Origin of the sequence: Streptomyces sp. NPDC088766, from assembly GCF_044750845.1 — a bacterium.
Taxonomy (GTDB): Bacteria; Actinomycetota; Actinomycetes; order Streptomycetales; family Streptomycetaceae; genus Streptomyces.
In genome coordinates this window covers 79,810-96,847 of record NZ_JBIVKQ010000001.1, presented here as the reverse complement: position 1 = coordinate 96,847, position 17,038 = coordinate 79,810, and the positions used below count along the sequence as shown (strand labels likewise).

10 protein-coding genes are annotated in these 17,038 nt (G+C 72.5%); 6 read left to right on the top strand and 4 right to left on the bottom strand.

Annotated features, from left to right (window positions below):
- Positions 1-141: 141 nt before the first annotated feature.
- The 6 genes from ACIP5W_RS00475 (at position 142) to ACIP5W_RS00450 (ending at position 12,554) form a co-directional block, all read left to right on the top strand.
- Positions 142-1,566 (top strand): AAA family ATPase, encoded by a 1,425-nt coding sequence (locus tag ACIP5W_RS00475; RefSeq protein WP_401464452.1) that lies wholly within the window; start codon positions 142-144, stop codon positions 1,564-1,566.
- Entirely contained in the window at positions 1,563-2,189 is a 627-nt protein-coding gene (locus tag ACIP5W_RS00470; RefSeq protein ID WP_401464449.1) for a hypothetical protein, read from the top strand. The genes ACIP5W_RS00475 and ACIP5W_RS00470 overlap by 4 nt, the downstream gene beginning before the upstream one ends.
- 255 nt (positions 2,190-2,444) lie before the next feature.
- Positions 2,445-6,332: a hypothetical protein gene (locus ACIP5W_RS00465; RefSeq protein ID WP_401464446.1), complete on the top strand. Its 3,888-nt coding sequence runs from the start codon at positions 2,445-2,447 to the stop codon at positions 6,330-6,332.
- Complete coding sequence (gene pglZ, locus ACIP5W_RS00460) at positions 6,332-9,067, top strand: BREX-2 system phosphatase PglZ (protein WP_401464443.1); 2,736 nt, start codon at positions 6,332-6,334, stop codon at positions 9,065-9,067. The genes ACIP5W_RS00465 and pglZ overlap by 1 nt, the downstream gene beginning before the upstream one ends.
- A complete protein-coding gene (gene brxD, locus ACIP5W_RS00455) occupies positions 9,064-10,407 on the top strand; it encodes a BREX system ATP-binding protein BrxD (protein WP_401464440.1) in 1,344 nt (447 codons plus the stop codon). The genes pglZ and brxD overlap by 4 nt, the downstream gene beginning before the upstream one ends.
- On the top strand, positions 10,404-12,554 hold the full coding sequence (locus tag ACIP5W_RS00450; RefSeq protein WP_401464437.1) for a DEAD/DEAH box helicase: 2,151 nt from the start codon (positions 10,404-10,406) through the stop codon (positions 12,552-12,554). Before brxD ends, ACIP5W_RS00450 begins: the two co-directional genes overlap by 4 nt.
- A gap of 91 nt (positions 12,555-12,645) precedes the next feature.
- Here the strand turns inward: ACIP5W_RS00450 and groL are convergent, their stop codons facing one another.
- The 4 genes from groL to ACIP5W_RS00430 all read right to left on the bottom strand — a co-directional run bounded on the left by groL (position 12,646) and on the right by ACIP5W_RS00430 (position 16,923).
- Positions 12,646-14,271, bottom strand: coding sequence for a chaperonin GroEL (gene groL / locus ACIP5W_RS00445; protein ID WP_401464434.1), 1,626 nt, complete (start codon positions 14,269-14,271; stop codon positions 12,646-12,648).
- A gap of 112 nt (positions 14,272-14,383) precedes the next feature.
- Positions 14,384-14,692: a co-chaperone GroES gene (gene groES / locus ACIP5W_RS00440; RefSeq protein WP_020132158.1), complete on the bottom strand. Its 309-nt coding sequence runs from the start codon at positions 14,690-14,692 to the stop codon at positions 14,384-14,386.
- A 270-nt stretch (positions 14,693-14,962) separates the two neighbouring features.
- The gene (locus tag ACIP5W_RS00435) at positions 14,963-15,790 is read right to left on the bottom strand and encodes a polysaccharide deacetylase family protein (protein WP_401464431.1); all 828 of its coding nucleotides are present in this window, start codon (positions 15,788-15,790) and stop codon (positions 14,963-14,965) included.
- A 236-nt stretch (positions 15,791-16,026) separates the two neighbouring features.
- The gene (locus ACIP5W_RS00430) at positions 16,027-16,923 is read right to left on the bottom strand and encodes a polysaccharide deacetylase family protein (RefSeq protein ID WP_401464428.1); all 897 of its coding nucleotides are present in this window, start codon (positions 16,921-16,923) and stop codon (positions 16,027-16,029) included.
- Between the last annotated feature and the right edge of the window lie 115 nt (positions 16,924-17,038).

Here is a 17,038-nt window from a genome sequence, read left to right as displayed (position 1 = left end):
AGGGACACCCGCCCCCCCCGGAGGACGCCGTCCTCACCACGGCAGGCACACGGCACCCGTGCGGCCCCCTCGGGGAACATATGCTGCTGAGGACCCTGATCCCACCGGGCCAGGGACCGGCCGCACCACCTGGGAGGACGGATGCTCACACGGCTCGAGGTCGACGGATTCAAGAACCTTCTGGGGCTGGCGGTCGAACTCGGTCCGTTCACCTGCATCGCGGGGGAGAACGGAACCGGCAAGTCCAACGTCTTCGACGCGATCCAGTTCCTGAGCCTGCTCGCCGACCGCTCGCTGATGGAGGCCACACAGGAGGTCCGGGGCACCCACGGCGAGCGGCACGGCGACGCACGCGACCTGTTCTGGAACGGTTACGACCACGGCACGCACCGCATGCGGTTCGCGGCGGAGATGCTGGTACCGCCGCAGCCGGTCGAGGACGACTTCGGGCGGCCGGCCGTACCGACGACGTCCTTCCTGCGCTACGAGCTGGAACTCGGCTACCAGCCACCCACCGGAGCCGAGAAGATCGGCAGGCTGTCACTGCTGCACGAGAGCCTGCGGCACATCAAGCAGGGTGACGCGCGGGCGCGGCTCCGTTTCCCGCACTCCAAGGCGCGGTTCCGTGACGCGGTGGTCACCGGACGGCGTTCCGGCGTCTCCTACATCTCCACCACGGTGGAGGGAACCGAATCCGTGATCCGCATCCACCAGGACGGGGGAAGCCGCGGCCAGCCGCGGCCCGCGGCGGCATCGCGAGCGCGGGCCACCGTCGTGTCGACGGTCAACACCAGTGACGATCCCACCATCCTGGCGGTACGCCGCGAGATGCAGTCCTGGCGGCGGCTCGCCCTCGAACCGTCCGCGCTGCGCAGCTCCGACAGCTACACCGGTTCCCGGTCGATGGGCCCCGACGGGCTGCATCTGCCCGGCGCGCTGTTCCGGATCGCCCTGCACACCTCACCGGACGACCCCGCCCAGGTCTACTCACGCGTGGCCGGCCGGCTGTCCGACCTGTCGGGCCTCCAGGTGCGCACACTCGACGTGCAGGAAGACGACGTACGAGAACTGCTCACCATCAGGCTGCACGAGATCAGCGGCATGGTGCTGCCCGCCCGCAGCCTCTCCGAGGGAACGCTGCGGTTCCTGGCCCTGTGCGTACTGCTGGAAGACCCCGAGATCCAGGGACTGGTGTGCATGGAGGAACCGGAGAACGGAATCCATCCGGCCAACCTCTCGGCGATGGTGGACCTGGTGCGGGATCTGGCGGTCGATCCGCAGGAGGCTCCGGGAGACGACAACCCGTTCCGCCAGGTCCTCATCAACACGCACTCCCCGGGAGTCGTCCAACTCGTCGACTCCCAGGACCTGCTGTTCGCCGACACCTCCGCCTTCCGGGCGGACACCGGACAGGTGACCCGGAGACTGAGACTGCGCCCGCTGGCCGGAACCTGGCGGACGGCCGACAGGACGGACGAATTCGTCACCAAGCTCGACATCCTGCCCTATCTGGAATCGCCACCGGACGCGCAGCTCACCCTCGACCTGGACGGACATGCCGCATGACCGCACGCGTCCTGTTCCTGAGCGAGGGCAGCAGCGACCAGGGCCTGGTGGCCCACGTGGAAGGGATCGCGGCGGACCTGGGAACGCAGGTGACGGTCAGTGCACCGGACCTGCGGTGGCTGCGGTCCTCGGTGGGGCACTCCGTCGCGGACAAACTGCGAACCGCCAGGGAACTCGGAGCCACCTACGATCTCGCGGTGGTCCAGCGCGACGCGGACCGTGGATCACCGGACATCCGCAAGGCGGAGATCGCGGAAGCCGTCAGCGAGACCTGGCCGGATCTCAGACACGTTCCCGTCGTACCGGTCCGCATGCTCGAAGCCTGGCTCCTCCTCGACGAGCAGGCCCTCCGCGAAGTGGCCGGCAACCCACGGGGACGGATACCGCTGGAGCTGCCGAAAGCGGCGGCCGTGGAACGCATCGCCGATCCGAAACAACGCCTCAAGGACACCCTGGCGAAGGCCAGCGGCTGCAAGGGCCGGCGTCTCGCGGAGTTGCAGCAGCGCTTCCCGCGGAACCGGCACAGACTGCTCGACCTGCTCGACCGCCACGGTTCGGTGAGCGAGGTCCCCTCGTGGCAGGCTTTCGTGGCGGATCTGTCCGCCGCGCTGCGCGGCCTGTGACCCGGGCCGCGTCCCGCCACCGCACACCGTGCCGGCGGGTCCGGCGGAAGCCCGGCCCCTCGCCGTCCCCCACGGCCCGCCTCCGGAAGGACCGGGCACGCTCCATGACCGGCCGGTGACTCCCCGGTCCCCGGACCCGCCCGAGCTGGCAGGATAAAGAGGAGTTGCACGGGGCACGGATCTCACCGTCGCGGGCCCCGAGGAAGTCGGCCGCGGGGACGGCCGGACGTGTGCTGTGGGGAGCGGGAGCATCTGATGGCAAGAGGCGGCGACACCGTCGTACTGAGGGACGTCCTCGACATCAAGGAGGACGTCTACGCCGGCGACTTCAAGGTCGAGCTGTCCCAGGGATTCAAGGGCGACTCGGCCGGGCGGGTCGAGGAGTACGTCGTCACGCCGCAGCTCCAGGAACAGTTCGACAAGGCGCTGAGACTGGTGCGCGGCGCGGTGCGCAAGAACGCCTCGTACGCCGCCTACCTCCACGGCTCCTTCGGCGCCGGCAAGAGCCACTTCCTGACCGTGCTGCACGCCGTCCTCAACGGGGACGCCTCCGCGCGGGCCAAGCCCCGGCTGCGGGAGGTCGTCGCCGAGCACGACGAGTGGCTGCGCGGGAAGCGGTTCCTGATGGTGCCCTACCACCTGGTGGGGGCGGCCAACCTGGACGAGGCGCTGCTCGGCGGGTACGTGCGGGCCATCCGGGACCAGCACCCCGAGGCGCCCACCCCGAGCGTCTTCCGGTCCGACGCGATGCTCGCCGACGCCCGGCGGATGCGGGACCAGCTCGGCGACGACGCGTTCGTCCGGCTGCTGCCCGCCGACGGCGCCGTCGAGGACGACGACGAGGACGACGAGCTGCGGGTGATCGGCGCCGGCGGAACGTGGACACCCGGCGAGCTGGACGCCGCCTTCACCGCGCAGGCCGGGGACGAACGCCGCGAACGGCTGGTGTCCGCGCTGCTCAGCGGACCCCTGCAGTCCTACGCGGAGAGCGCGCGCGGGGACGCCGCCAAGTACGTGCCGCTGGAGAACGGACTGGCCGCGATCAGCCGGCACGCGCGCACGCTGGGGTACGACGGCGTCGTGCTGTTCCTCGACGAGCTGGTGCTGTGGCTCCAGGCCCACATGCGGGACCGCACCTTCGTCAACAGCGAGATCCAGAAACTCGTGAAGCTGATCGAGTCGGGCGACGCGGACCGGCCGGTGCCGATCGTGTCGTTCATCTCCCGCCAGCGCGACCTGTCCCAGCTGGTCGGCTCCGACGTGCTGGGCGCCGACGTCAAGGCGATGGAACAGGCGCTGGAATACCTCAACGAGCGGTTCGACACGGTCGACCTGGAGGACCGCAACCTGCCGGAGATCATCAAGGAGCGGGTGCTGAAGCCGCTGCCCGGCAAGGACATGGTGTTGGAGAACGCCTTCGGCGGGATCGACCGGTCCAACCAGCAGGTCAAGGACATCCTGCTGGACGGCGGCGGCGCCACCCAGGCCGACTGGAGCGACTTCCGCGCCGTGTACCCGCTGTCCCCGGCCCTGCTGAACGTCCTCGTCGCCCTCTCCGGCGCCCTCCAGCGCGAACGCACCGGACTCAAGCTCGTCCAGCAGCTCCTGCAACGGCACGCCGACGCCGCCGTGGGACAGCTCATCCCGCTCGGCGACCTGTGGGACGTCCTCGTCGACGGGACCGGCGCCGCCTTCACCGACAAGCTGAAGCGCGAGTCGGAGGCCGCCGTGAAGTTCTACGCCAAGGCGCGCACCCACCTTCAGGAGAAGTACGGCTCGGACACCCATGCCGACTTCCGGGCCGACGACCGGTTCGTGAAGAGCCTGCTGCTGAGCGCGCTCGCCCCCGACGTGCCCGCGCTGCGGCGGCTCACCGGAGCGCGGCTCGCCGCGCTCAACCACGGCTCGGTGCGCTCCCGTACCGTGCCCGCCGGCGACGTGGTCGTACGGCGGATGCGCGACCTGCAGGCCGCGTTCCCGTCCGAGGTGCGGTCCGACGGCGAGGCCGACCCCGTGTTCTCGCTGCACCTGTCCGACCTCGACATCGAGCCCCTGCTCGACGCCGTCGCCGAGGAGGACAAGGCGGGCGTGCGGCGGGTGTGGCTGCGCGACCGGCTGTGGGAGGCGATCGGCGTGCGGGACGGGCAGTTCGTCGCCGAGAAGGAGATCGTCTGGCGGGGCACCCGGCGCGTCGCCGAGTTCGTCTTCGGCAACGTCCGCGACCGCGGTGACCTGCCCGACGAGCAGTTCACCCCCGCGACCGCCGGCAACGTGCGGTTCGTCATCGACTACCCCTTCGACGACGGCGACCACTACCCCAGCGACGACTTCCACCGCGTCGAACAACTCAAGAGGGACGGGGTGACCGCCCCGACCCTGGTGTGGCTCACCGACTTCTTCTCCGACCAGCGCAAGGCCCAGCTCGGCCGGCTGATGCGGATCGGCTTCCTGCTGGAACGCGACCGGCTCGCCGACTACACCGGCACCTTCCCGCCCGATGACCGGGCCAAGGTCCGGCGGCAGCTGGAGGTCGCCCGCGACACCCTCACCGACCAGCTCACCGCGGCACTCGCCGAGGTGTACGGGCTGGCCCGGCCGACCGACTCCAACCCCGGCCCCGAGGTGCCGGACGGGCGGCACGTCCTGTCGCTCCAGCCGGAGTTCGCGCAGCCCCGCGAGGAGGGCGGCAAGGGCTTCGAGGCGAACGTGCAGCACCTCGCCGACGGCATGTTCTCCGCCCTGTACCCCAAGCACCCCGACTTCGGGCCGGACGGCAAGGGGCAGCGCAAGGCGGTCACGCCCGCCGAGCTGCGCACCGCCCTGGAGTGGATCACCCGGGCCATGGACGAGGGTGGTCGCGCCCAGAACGTCGACAGCCACCACCTGAAGACCGTCAAGCGGATCGTGGAGCCGCTGGAACTCGGCACCGTCCACGACGGGCCGCTGGTCATGCGGCAGGACTGGCGCACCCGCGTCAACCAGGCGGCGGCCGCGCACAAGCAGCGCGGCGACCTCGCCGTCGAGGACATCCGCGGCTGGATCACGAAGGACCTCGGCCACGGCGGGCTCGACAAGCTCACCGGCAACCTCCTCATCGCCGCCTACGCCCTGCTCGACGACCGCGCCTGGGCCTACCAGGGGGGGCCGGAGAGGGAGGCGCCCGCCCTGCACGAGATCGGACCGGGCTGGTCGCTGCGGGCGCAGCCGCTGCCGAGTGAGGAGCAGTACGCGGCGGCCCGCGACCGGGCGGCCCGGCTGTTCGGCGTCTCCGCCAAGCCGAACATGTACGCCCGCAACGTCAACCGGCTCGCCGACGACATCCGCGCCAAGGCGGAGACCTGGGAGAAGGACGTGGCGGGAGTGCGGGCCTCGCTGGACCGGCACGCCGCGCTGCTCGGACTCGACACACCGGGCGGGACCGCTCCCCGCACCGCGATGCTGCGCGAGGCGGCGGCCCTGCTCGCCCGGCTGACCCGGCACGGCAGTGACGCCACCGCGCTGGTGTGCGAACTGGCCGCCGCCTCCTACACCTCGACCGAGCGTGACCTGAACACCGCCATGGGCAGCGCGGGCGAGGTGCTGCGGGCCCTGGACGACGCCGCCTGGCCGGCGCTGGGCAACGTCCGGGGGCTGACAGCCCGCGAGGACGGAGTGGGCGACCGGGCCCGACGGCTCTTCGACGAGATCGCACTGGCCGCACGGTCCTCCGAGTTCGAACGGTCCCTGGTCCCGGTGCTCGGCGACGCGGGCGAGAAGGCCAACGCGATCATCAACGCCGCGCTCAAGGTGGAGACCGTCTTCACCCCCCGGCAGGAACCCGCCCCCGGGGCGCAGGACGTACGCGTCACCGAGCCCGAGGTCGCCACCCGTCACCCCCGGCCCGCAGCCGATGCCGTACCTCCGCAGGCACAGACCCCCTCCGGTGCCGGAACGGACGGTCCGGCCCGCGGACCGCGAGCCGGACGCCGGATCGTCGCCGCCGTCGGCCCGACCCCGCTGGAGAAGCAGCTGGCCGACGAGCTGGGAGGCGTCCGGGACGACATCCGCGCCTTCCTCGCCGCCCATCCGGACGCCACGGTGGAGATCAGCTGGAAGCCGGTCGAGCCCGCCGGATCCGTCGACGGCACCGCGGACGCCCGCTGATGGCGGCCCCCCGACCGGCCGCCGGACGGCGTGCCATCGAGGTGCTCCTGGAAGCGGAACTGCCCGGCGCCGAAGGCCGTCGGCTGGTCCTGGTCGACGCCGTGTGGGCGGGCGGCGACGAGGAACGGGAGTTCACCGTCCAGGTCGACGGCGCCCCCCGGCGCGTCCACATCACCGACCAGGACTCACCGCTCGGCATCGCCGACGCCTGGCGGCGCCACACCCACGACACCGACCCCGACGGGGACAGCGTCCTCGTCGTCACCGGCAAGGTCCCCGCCGACCAGCTCGGCTGGGACCTGCGCGGACACGCGGTGCGCCGCCGCCCCCTGGCCGTCGAACGCACCGACGTCGTCAAGCAGCTGTTCGGGGCCGGGGACCTGGACACCCGCATGGTGCGCGAGACCTGGCTGCTGGACGCCCTCCTGGAAGCCGAGCCGTCGGACGGCTGGCCGCGGGCCGGCTCCGTCCTCACCCGGGACCGGGCCCTGCGGGCCCTGCTCGCCGCCCGCGTCGGGCTCGGCGACACGAGCGACGACTCGCTGGACCTGGACGCCGACACCCTCTTCGACTGGAGCCGCAACCCGGTCGGCCCGAAACGGTTCGCCGAACTGCCGGCGCAGGAGCGGGCCGGGCTGACCGCCTGGCTGGAACAGGTGACCGGGCCGGCCGCACCCACACTGCTCGCGCTCGCCGCCGACGGCCGCGGCGCGGACGCCCTGCCCCTGGGCGCCCTCGCCTCGGCCGCCCTGGCCTGCCCGGCCGCCGCCGACGCCGGATTCGCGCTCGGCACCCTCTTCGGCCGGGCACTCGCCTCGTTCGACGCGCTCACCCCCTACGCGACGGCCGCCACCGGCGTCCTCACCCGGTGGATCGCCCAGGCGGAGGGGGGCGGCGGCACCGGTGCGCAGGCGCACACCCGGGTCCTGGCCGTGCTGGAGCGCGCCGACCAGCTCGCCGAGACCGCCCGGCTGACCGGGCTGCTCGCCGGTGACCGGCTGCTGCCCTCCGGGTACCGGTCCCGGCTACGGACCCTCGCCGGCACGCTCGACGGACAGCCCGGCCCCGCGCACGCGGCGCTGCGCGACCTCGCCGACCACCAGCTCGCCGTCCTCCACGCGGAATCCACCGAACGCGCCCGTACCGCCGTACGGCTCGTGCGCTGGCTCGACGCCCCGGCACCCCCCGTGGAATCGGTCGGGCAGGGGGTGCGCCACCACCTGGAGTCGACCGGCTGGGTCGATCTGGCGACCGGCATCCTCGCCGAGGGCGACATCTCCCGGGACGGCGAGGTCGGAGAGGCGTACCACCGGCTGATCGGCCGGGTACGGGACCGCCGACGGCAGCTCGACGAGCGCTTCGCGGCCATCCTGGCCACCTGGACGGAGGGAGCCTCCCCGCAGGCACCGCACGGGGCCCTGCTCATCGAGGACGTGCTGACGGAAGCCGCGGCGCCCCTCGCCCGCGACGGCGGCCGGCCCCTCGTCCTCGTCCTCGACGGGATGAGCGCCGACGTCGCCGTCGACCTCGCCGCCGGACTGGACCGGCGGTCCTGGACCGAGATCGTCCCGGCCGGCACGACGGGCCGCCGCCCCGGACGCCTCGCCGCCGTCGCCATGCTGCCGACCGTCACCCGGATCAGCCGGGCCTCGCTGCTGAGCGGAGCGCCGACCGAGGGCGGGCAGGACGTGGAGCGGGCCGGATTCACGGCCTTCTGGAAGAAACGGCGCCGCGAAGCCCTGCTCTTCCACAAGGGCGGCTACGAGGGAACGGCCGGACACCGGCTCGCGCCGGGGCTCCTCGAAGCGCTCGCCGACGACACGACCGTCGTCGGCGTCATCGTCAACACCATCGACGACGCGCTCTCCGACGGCCGCGAGAACGGGCGGGCCCGGTGGCGCACGGGGGACATCGCCAAACTCGCGGACCTCCTCGACGCCGCCCTCGGAGCGGGCCGGCCGGTCCTCCTCGTCTCCGACCACGGTCACGTCCTGGACCGCAGCCCACGCCAGGCCGGCCCCACGGCGGCGGAGGGCGTCCACGGGGCCCGCTGGCGCACCGGCCCGGCCCAACCCGGCGAAGTGGAACTCACCGGGCCGCGGGTGCGGGCCGCCGGCGGGCGGATCACCGCCGCCTGGCGCGACGACCTGCGCTACACCGCCCGCCAGGCGGGATACCACGGCGGCGCCTCACTCGCCGAAGTCACCGTGCCCGTCCTGGCGTTCGTCCCGTCCGGCAGCGAGATCCCCGCCGGCTGGACCGCGCTGCCCGCGGAGGACACGGCTCCCGCATGGTGGCAGGGCGGCGCCGAAGCCCCGCAGCCCGCGGAGCCCGCGACGGCACCGCGCGGCAAGGGCGCCCGCAAGCAGCAACCTCAGCCCGACGGGCTGTTCCCGCAGCCCGGGCAGCTCACGCCCGGCGAGCGGACGGTGCGCAGCAAGCCGTACGAGAGCCAGCGCGAGTTCGTGCGGAACGCACCGAGCGGCACCGCCGTGGCCGCCGCGCTCGACGCACTGCTCGCGGCGGGCGGCAAGCTCTCGCCGGCCGCCGTCGCCACGGCCGCCCAGGCCGCCACCGGCAAGTCGGAGCGCAACCCGCAGCGGTTCGTCACCATGCTCGAACGGCTCCTCAACATCGACGGTTACCCGGTGCTCCAGCTGGTGGAGTCCGGACGCACCGTCCACCTCGACAGGGAACTGCTGCGGCAGCAGTTCCCGGGAGACACCGCATCATGAACACTCCGGACGGACCCGCACCCGTCGGCGTCAGTCCCGCACGCGCCCAGGACGTCATCGACGCGCTGCGCCGCGGGACCGTGCCCCAGCAAGGGCTCGGGCTGTTCGCCGTCGGCCTGGACCGGTTCGCGGACGCCCTCGACGACGACCTCGCCACGGTCGCCCGCGGCGGATCGGCCTTCCACGCGCTGCGCGGCGAGTACGGCTCCGGCAAGACGTTCTTCGCCCGGTGGCTCGCCGAGCGGGCGAAACGGCGCGGGCTGGCCGTCAGCGAGGTGCAGATCTCCGAGACGGAGACCCCACTGCACCGCCTGGAGACCGTCTACCGGCGGCTCACCGAACGCCTGACCACCTCCACCCACCCGGCCTCCGCGCTCCGTGCCGTGATCGACTCCTGGTTCTACGCGCTGGAGGAGGAGGTCCTCGACGCCGGGGACGCCGACGAGCACGACGAGGCCGGTCTCGCACGTGCCGTGGACACACTGCTGGAACTGCGGCTGACCGACGTGGCCCGCACGACGCCCGCCTTCTCCGCCGCACTGCGCGGTTACCGCGAGGCGGTGGCCGCCGGTGACGGGGCACGTGCCGAGGCGCTCATCGCCTGGCTCGGCGGACAGAAGTCGGTGGCCGCGTCCGCCAAGCGGGCCGCCGGAGTACGCGGCGACCTCGACCACTTCGCGGCCCTCGGTTTCCTCCAAGGGCTGCTGACCGTGCTGCGGGACTGCGGCCACCCCGGGCTCCTCCTCGTCCTCGACGAGGTCGAGACCCTCCAGCGGGTGCGCGGCGACGTCCGGGAGAAGTCGCTGAACGCCCTGCGCCAACTGCTCGACGAGATCGACGCCGGGCGGTTCCCCGGACTGTTCCTCGTCATCACCGGCACCCCCGCCTTCTACGAGGGGCAGCAGGGCGTACAGCGCCTGGCCCCGCTGGCCCAGCGGCTGGCCACCGACTTCACCACCGACCCGCGCTTCGACTCACCGCGCGCCGTCCAGCTGCGCCTCCCCGGCTTCGACCTGGCCTCCCTCGGCGAGCTGGGCCGCAAGGTGCGCGGCGTGTACGAGGCGACCGCACGCAACCCCGAGCGGGTCGCCGCGCGGGCCGACGACCGCTACCTCGACGAGCTGGCGCGCGCCGTGACCGGTTCGCTCGGCGGGAAGGCCGGTATCGCCCCCCGGCTGTACCTGCGCAAGCTGGTCGCCGACGTCCTCGACCGGATCGACACCTTCGACGACTTCGACCCCCGCGTCCACTACACGCTCACGGTGAACAGCGCGGAGCTCGACGAGGTGGAGCGCAACGCCGCCGCGAGCGCCGGCGGCGTGGAGCTGGAGCTGCCGTGAGCGCCGACGCGCTGGACCTGCTCGATCCGATCCTCACCCACCACATCGTCAACTCCCTCGGCTGGCGCTCCCTCAGACCGCTGCAGGAGGAGGCGGTCGAGCCCCTCCTGGCCGGACAGGACGCCGTCCTGCTGGCGCCGACCGCCGGCGGCAAGACCGAGGCAGCCACGTTCCCCCTGCTCACCCGCGCGCAACGGCACGGGTGGAAGGGCACCGGAATCCTGTACGTCACCCCGCTGAAGGCCCTGCTGAACAACCTGCACCCACGGCTGGAGACGTACGCGGGCTGGGTGGGGCGTACCGCACAGCTGTGGCACGGTGACATCGCGAGCAGTCGCCGCCGCCGCATCCTCGCCCAGCGGCCGGACCTGCTGCTCACCACGCCCGAGTCGCTGGAGGCCATGCTGGTCAGCACCCACGTGGACCACCGGACGTTCTTCTCCGGGGTGCACTCCGTGGTGGTCGACGAGGTCCACGCGTTCGCCGGTGACGACCGGGGATGGCACCTGCTGGCCGTGCTGGAACGGCTCCAGAAGGTCGCAGGGCGGCCCGTGCAACGCGTCGGGCTCTCCGCCACCGTCGGCAATCCGCACGAGCTGCTGGACTGGCTGCAGGGCTCGGGCCACGGGCGGCGGCCGGGGCGGGTCGTCGCGCCCGGCGTGGTCCTGCCCGGCACGGCCCCCCTGTCGCCGTCGCCGGCCACGAGTGCGCCGCCGGGAGACGTCGAACTCGACTACGTCGGCTCCGTCGCCAACGCCGCCACCGTCATCGCCGCCCTGCACCGGGGCGAGAAACGGCTGGTGTTCTGTGAGAGCAGACGCACCGTCGAAGAGCTGGGCGAGCAGCTCCGCCTGCGAGGTGTGACCACCTTCCTGTCGCACGCCTCGCTCTCCGCCGACGAACGGCGCCGCGCGGAGGAGGCCTTCGCCGAGGCCCGGGACTGCGTGATCGTCTCGACCAGCACCCTGGAGCTGGGCATCGACGTCGGCGACCTCGACCGGGTGATCCAGCTCGACGCACCTGCCACGGTGGCCTCCTTCCTGCAACGCCTGGGGCGCACGGGGCGCCGCGTCGGCACCCGCCGCAACTGCCTGTTCCTCGCCCTCACCGACGAGGAGCTCCTGTCCGCCGCGGCGCTGCTGCTGGCCTGGTCGCGCGGCTGGGTGGAACCGGTCACCCCGCCGCCCGAGCCGCGGCACCTCGTCGCCCAGCAGCTCCTCGCCCTGTGCCTGCAGGAGCACCGGGTCGGGGAGAATCTATGGCAGGAGTGGTGGGGTGGCCTCGACCCGTTCGCCGGCGCCGCCGAGCCCGTCGTACGGCATCTCGTGGAGCAGGGCTACCTGGAGCGCGACGGCGGCACACTGTTCATCGGGCCCGAGGCCGAACGCCGTTTCGGCCACCGGCACTTCATGAACCTGACGGCGTCGTTCACCGCACCACCGGAATTCACCGTGCTCAGCGGACGGACGGAGATCGGCCGTACCGATCCGGACCTGCTCACGGAAGAGGTCGTCGGGCCGCGCAAGCTGCTCCTGGCCGGCCGCAGCTGGCTGGTGACGTACATCGACTGGCGGCGCAGACGCTGCTTCGTGGAACCCGTGGACGAGGGCGGGCGTGCCAGATGGAACGGGTTCGGGCCGAACCGCGTCCGCTCGTACACGCTGGCCCGCGCCGCCCGTGACGTCCTGCTCGGCGGTGATCCTCCGGTACTCCTGACCCGCCGGGCGCAGGCGAAGCTGGCGGAGGCGCGCGAGACGCATCTGGACGTGGTGCACCCGGCCGGAACCGTCATCACCCGGCGTGGCGACAGTGACGTGCGCTGGTGGACCTGGGCCGGACACCGCGCGAACGCGACCCTGGCCGCGTCCCTGCCGTCCGTCGTCCTGCGGCACCGGCTCGTCGACGATCGCTTCGTCCGACTGCGCGACGACATGACCCCGCAGACCTGGCGGGCGGCGGTGGCGGACACCGACGCGGGCCTGACCCTGCCCGAGGTGGACGCCCACGCCGTGCGCGGCCTGAAGTTCGCGGAGTCGCTGCCTCCACGACTTGCGCAGGCCACCCTCGCCGCGCGACTGGCGGACCACGAAGGAGCGCGGGCGGCGCTCGCGGAGCCCGTCCGGTTCCTGGTGCGGCACGGCGGATGACGGGACCGGTGACTCGGCGGGTGACGGTCGCCGCGGAAACGCCGAGGCCCGGCACCCCTCGCGGGGGCCGGGCCTCGGTGGCTGACGTGCGTCAGTGGGAGTGGCCGTGGCCGTGTCCGGCGGCGGCGGGCTCCTCCTCTTCCTTCTTCTCGACGACCAGGGTCTCGGTCGTGAGCAGGAGGGAGGCGATGGAGGCGGCGTTCTCCAGGGCGGAGCGGGTGACCTTGACCGGGTCGATGACGCCGGCCTTGACCAGGTCGCCGTACTCGCCGGTCGCGGCGTTGAAGCCCTGGCCCTTGTCCAGCTCGGCGACCTTGGAGGTGATGACGTAACCCTCCAGGCCGGCGTTCTCGGCGATCCAGCGCAGCGGCTCGACGGCGGCGCGGCGGACGACGGCGACACCGGTGGCCTCGTCGCCGGTCTTGCCGAGGTTGCCCTCGAGGACCTTCACGGCGTGGACGAGCGCGGAGCCACCACCGGAGACGATGCCCTCCTCGACCGCGGCGCGGGTCGCGGAGATGGCGTCCTCCAGGCGGTGCTTCTTCTCCTTCAGCTCCACCTCGGTGGCGGCGCCGACCTTGATCACGCACACACCGCCGGCCAGCTTCGCGAGGCGCTCCTGGAGCTTCTCGCGGTCCCAGTCGGAGTCCGTGTTGGCGATCTCGGCCTTGATCTGCGCGACGCGGCCGTGGACGTCCTCGGTGTTGCCGGCACCGTCGACGACCGTGGTGTCGTCCTTGGTGACGGTGACGCGGCGGGCGGAACCGAGCACGTCGACGCCGACCTGGTCGAGCTTGAGGCCGACCTCCTCGGAGATGACCGTGGCGCCGGTGAGGACGGCCAGGTCCTGGAGCATCGCCTTGCGGCGGTCACCGAAGCCGGGGGCCTTCACCGCGACGGCGTTGAAGGTGCCACGGATCTTGTTCACGACCAGGGTGGAGAGCGCCTCGCCCTCCAGGTCCTCGGCGATGATCAGCAGCGGGCGGGAGGAGTTGGTCTGGATGACCTTCTCCAACAGCGGCAGCAGATCGGCGATGGAGGAGATCTTGCCCTGGTTGATGAGGATGTACGGGTCCTCGAGGACGGCCTCCATGCGCTCCTGGTCCGTCACGAAGTACGGCGACAGGTAGCCCTTGTCGAAGGCCATGCCCTCGGTGAAGTCCAGCTCCAGGCCGAAGGTGTTGGACTCCTCGACGGTGATGACGCCGTCCTTGCCGACCTTGTCCATGGCCTCGGCGATCAGCTCGCCGACCTGCTGGTCCTGGGCGGACAGCGCGGCGACGGCGGCGATGTCGGACTTCTCGTCGATCGGGCGGGCCGTGGCGAGCAGCTCGTCGGAGACGGCCTTGACCGCGGCGTCGATGCCCTTCTTGAGGAGGGCGGGCGACGCGCCGGCGGCGACGTTCCGCAGGCCCTCGCGGACCAGCGCCTGGGCGAGCACGGTGGCGGTGGTGGTGCCGTCACCCGCGATGTCGTTGGTCTTGGTCGCCACCTCCTTCACCAGCTGCGCGCCGAGGTTCTCGTACGGGTCGTCGAGCTCGACCTCGCGGGCGATCGTGACACCGTCGTTGGTGATGGTGGGGGCGCCGAACTTCTTGTCGATGACGACGTTGCGGCCCTTGGGGCCGATCGTCACCTTGACCGTGTCGGCAAGCTTGTTGACGCCGCGCTCGAGGGCGCGACGGGCGTCCTCGTCGAACTTCAGGATCTTCGCCATGGGAGCGGTTCAGCCCTCTCGGAAAACGTGGGAGAAACGAACCGCGCCCCCAGCGCCCGGCTTCACAAAGACGCGGGGGCCAGGGGCGCAGTTCACTGCAGAACTGGGTGAATTACTTCTCGATGATCGCGAGCACGTCGCGAGCCGAGAGGACGAGGTACTCCTCGCCGTTGTACTTCACCTCGGTGCCGCCGTACTTGCTGTACAGGACGACGTCGCCGACCTTGACGTCGAGCGGCAGGCGCTCGCCGTTCTCGAAGCGGCCCGGGCCCACGGCGAGGACGGCGCCCTCCTGGGGCTTCTCCTTCGCGGTGTCCGGGATGACCAGGCCAGAGGCCGTGGTCTGCTCGGCGTCGAGCGGCTGGACCACAATGCGGTCCTCGAGCGGCTTGATGGCAACCTTGGAGCTGGTGGTCGTCACGATCCGACCTCCCCCTTCGGAGATCTCACGGGGTTAACTGTCTGAGGTGGCGACCAGGTGGATCCGTCGTCGCGGGTGCCGGACCTGCCCGTCGCGTAGTTGGCACTCTCCAGTGGGGAGTGCCAGAGCTGAGACTATGACCGCGATTAGCACTCGGTCAAGCGGAGTGCCAACGCCGTGCGTCGCCCGTGCCGGAATCCGGGTCGGGATCCGGGTCGGGCGGGGGCCGGTGCCCGGGGTCCGGCGCCGGCGTGGCGAGGGGGAGGGCCCTCAGAGGTAGTCCTCCAGGCGGCCCACCGTCAGGCCCTGTTCCTGGATCCGCCGCAGCAGCCTCGTCGTGCGTTCCCGCAGGCCCGGGCCCCTGGTCTCGTCCGGGTCGACGGCGACGACGTCCCCGGGGCGCAGGCGGTGGGAGCCGTGGGTGTAGGTGAGGTCGGTGGGCCCCATGGAGGCCCGCCACAGGACGACGGCCGTGATCCCGCAGTCGGCGGCCGCGCGCAGGGTCACCGTGTCGTACGTGCCGTAGGGCGGGCGGAACAGGCGGGGGCGCAGGCCGAAGCGGGCCTGGAGCTTGTTCTGCTGGCCGCAGATCTCGGCGCGCTGGCCCGCGTAGGGCAGGCCACGCAGGGCGGCGTGGTCGAGGGTGTGGTTCTGGAGGCCGGCGCCGACCGACCGCAGGCGGGCGAAGTGCGCGTAGCCCGGGCCCACCACGCTGTCGGTGAGGAACATGCTGACCGGGAGGCGCAGCTCGCGGACCATGGTGACGAAGCGGGGGTCGCGTTCGGCGCCGTCGTCGTAGGTGAGGAAGACGACCTTGTCGCGGGTCGGGATCCGGTCGACGACCGGCGGGAGCGCGGGGCGGGCCGGGCTGCCCGTGAGAGGGCCGGCCGCCGGTGTGCGGGCGGGAGCGGGGGCTGGGGCGAGCGGGGCGGCCAGACCCCAGCGGCGGTACGGCTGCTCCGCGGCCGGCGCGTGCGGACGTGCGCCCCGCTCGGCACCCGGCCCCGCGGACCGCACCCGCTCCGCCGCCGTGCGGCCCGGCCGTTCGACCGGGTCGGCCGACCGGGCGCAGCCGGTCAGCGTCACCGTGAGGACCATGACGGATGCGAGCAGCGCGGCCGCCGGGCCCCGCCCCCGGCCCGTTTCCGGCCCTGTCGCCAGGTCATGTCTCCGGGCCGCGGCCCGATCCCCTGCCGCCGTCGCCCGGCCGCCGGCCGCCGGCCGCCTCCCGGCCCGGCCGCCCGTGACGGTCGCCTCCGACCGCGCCGTCCCCACCGCCCGGCCGCCGGCCACAGCCGCTCCCGGCCGCGCGGCCGGTCTCGCCCCCCGCCTTCTCACAGGTAGTCCTCCAGCCGGGCCACCGCGTAGCCCTTCTCGGTGACCAGGTTCAGGAAGCGGCGGATCATGTCGGGCATGGTGCCCTTCCAGTCGGCGCGGCCGCGGAAGTGGGTGAGGACGATGTCGCCGGGGTGGAGGTCGCGGTCCCACTCGCGGTAGTCCCAGCGGTCGGTGAAGACCTCCTCGCTCCACAGCGGCGCGTACTTCACGCCGCAGGCCTTCGCGGCGCGCAGGGTGTCGCGGTTGTAGTTGCCGAAGGGCGGGCGGAAGAGGGCGGGGCGTTTGCCGTAGTGCTTCTCGATGACGTCCTGCATGCCGCAGATCTCGCGTTTCTGGCGGCTGTAGGAGAGGGCGGGCAGGTAGGGGTGGTGGAGGGTGTGGTTGTTCAGGGTCACCCCCGCGTCCTGCATCTTCTTGAAGTAGCCGTAGTCCTCCTTGACGAGGTAGTCGCTGAGGAAGGCCGTGTAGGGGATCTTCAGGTCGCTCATCATGCGCAGGAACGCCGGGTCCTTCTCGGCGCCGTCGTCGATGGTGAGGAAGACGACCTTGTCCTTGGTGGGGACGGTGGTGAAGACCGGCGGGAGGTTCAGTTCCTCGTGGTCGTCGACCTCGAAGCCCTGGCGGGTGGTGATCTCCGGCTTCGTCGCGGGCGGGGCGGGGGGTGTCAGCGGGACCTTCTCGAGCCGCCAGCGGGCGGCGGCCGCGGCCCGGGCGGCGTACTCGGCGCGCAGCTTGGCGGCGTAGGTGTGCAGGGCACGGGCGGGCTGTCCCTGGGGCGGCTGCTGGCCGGGGGCGGGGCGGCTGCCGGTGCCCGTGGCGCCGGGGGCGCAGCCGGCGGCGAGGGCGGCCATGGCGAGGACCGCGACGCCGGTCCTGATCCCCACCCGCCGCATCCCCTTTTCATCATTTTGTACGACTGATCCTGATCCCATGGCGCCGGATCCTCGCAGTCACGTCCACGCGATCCCGCCCGACACCGCCGCCGGAGGCGCACCATCCACCGACTGG

Coding starts and splice junctions, on each gene's coding strand:
- pglZ (WP_401464443.1), top strand. CDS start 6,332: ATGGCGGCCCCCCGACCGGCCGCCGGACGGCGTGCCATCGAGGTGCTC.
- ACIP5W_RS00470 (WP_401464449.1), top strand. CDS start 1,563: ATGACCGCACGCGTCCTGTTCCTGAGCGAGGGCAGCAGCGACCAGGGC.
- ACIP5W_RS00465 (WP_401464446.1), top strand. CDS start 2,445: ATGGCAAGAGGCGGCGACACCGTCGTACTGAGGGACGTCCTCGACATC.
- ACIP5W_RS00435 (WP_401464431.1), bottom strand. CDS start 15,790: ATGGTCCTCACGGTGACGCTGACCGGCTGCGCCCGGTCGGCCGACCCG.
- brxD (WP_401464440.1), top strand. CDS start 9,064: ATGAACACTCCGGACGGACCCGCACCCGTCGGCGTCAGTCCCGCACGC.
- groL (WP_401464434.1), bottom strand. CDS start 14,271: ATGGCGAAGATCCTGAAGTTCGACGAGGACGCCCGTCGCGCCCTCGAG.
- ACIP5W_RS00430 (WP_401464428.1), bottom strand. CDS start 16,923: ATGCGGCGGGTGGGGATCAGGACCGGCGTCGCGGTCCTCGCCATGGCC.
- ACIP5W_RS00475 (WP_401464452.1), top strand. CDS start 142: ATGCTCACACGGCTCGAGGTCGACGGATTCAAGAACCTTCTGGGGCTG.